The 1,356-nt window shown below is 61.7% G+C and carries 1 protein-coding gene; it reads left to right on the top strand.

The window, feature by feature from the left end; translation table 11 throughout:
- Window positions 1-127: 127 nt before the first annotated feature.
- Window positions 128-1,356: SpvB/TcaC N-terminal domain-containing protein (locus NKI17_RS36800; RefSeq protein ID WP_352907943.1), on the top strand; the 1,229-nt coding region annotated here is incomplete at its 3' end.

Genomic DNA, 1,356 nt, shown 5'->3' with positions numbered 1-1,356 from the left:
TTAAGCAAATCGGCTGTTCCCCGTTGGCTTAAAAATTTCCCTGTGGATATTCCTATTGCGACGACTTGGTGCCGTATTCGTTTGGCGGCGGTTTAGTAGAAGTAAGCAACTTGGGCTCGGGGGAATCATGAACAAGTTGCTTGTTGGTGCGGCATTGCTTGCCGCCGGTGTGTTCGGCGCTGATACATCTTTAGTCGCTCATATTAGAAACTCCGCAGGGATGGCTGCCTTTGCGCAGGAGGCGCAAGGGACTTCGCCAGATGCTGGCGCCGGTGAGGGCCTTGGCAATGGCGGGGCAGCACTTGGCTCGGGATCAGGCTCCGGCACGGATGATGCGGGCGCACCGCCCGCAGCAACTGCGACGGGAGATGCTGCGCCGGCGGGCGATGGTCCTGATGCGGCGGCAGAGGTGGGCACGACCGATCAGTCGACCGACAGCGAAGCCGCACCCGAGGAGCCTGCCGCGACGACGTTGGCGACGACCACGACCACGACAAGCGGCGATCCGGAAGCGATCGGCACGCCGAAGGTGGATCTGCCGAAGAGTTCAGGTAATGGCAATCTGGGCTATGCCATCGGCATCGATGTCCCGGATTTTCATGGCCTCGAGCCATCGATCGCACTCACCTACGAGTCTTCGCGCAGGACCAAGATCGGCGGCCTCTACCAGGGCTGGCTGGGCTATGCCTGGGGCCTTGATGGTTTGGATGTCATCGAGCGGGCAAGCCCGGGCTATGGCATGCCGGCCTTCGATGCCGGCGACATTTATCTGCTTGACGGCCAGGCGATGGTCGCCTGCGTGGCCGGCATGGTGTCGCCATCGTGCGCGACCGGCGGCACGCATGCGACGGAGAACGAATCCTATCGCCGCATTGCGCTCAACAGCACCACCAATGAATGGACAGTGACGGATCGCGACGGCACCATCTCGACCTTCCGCTCGGTCGCTGCGGTGGCGAATCTAAGCCTTCCCCCAACCATCCCCGGCAAGGATGGCACAACAGTTGCCAATCCAGCCTATGATCTGGCCCAAAGCTATCGCTGGCTGCTGACCTCGGTCACCGATACCAATGGCAACAATGTTGCCTACAGCTACACCTGCCCGGCAAGCCCGGTCTGCTATCCCGACACGATCAGCTACAACGGCAGCGTCGTAAAATTCTATCTGGAGACGCGGCCCGATCTGATCCTGATGGGCAATGGCCGCGACATCTCCGAAACCAGCCAGCGCATCAAGGCGATCGGCGTCACGGTCTCCGGCGCGCTGCGCAGCGCGTATAAGCTGACCTACGACCAGGCGCCGTTGTCCAACGCCTCACGGCTGACCGCCGTCACCCGCTACGGCACCGATGCGGC

The organism is Mesorhizobium sp. M0816, from assembly GCF_040320005.1.
Classification (GTDB): domain Bacteria; phylum Pseudomonadota; class Alphaproteobacteria; order Rhizobiales; family Rhizobiaceae; genus Mesorhizobium.
The sequence above is the reverse complement of the archived record's forward strand: the minus strand, read 5'-3'. Positions and strand labels throughout refer to the sequence as shown.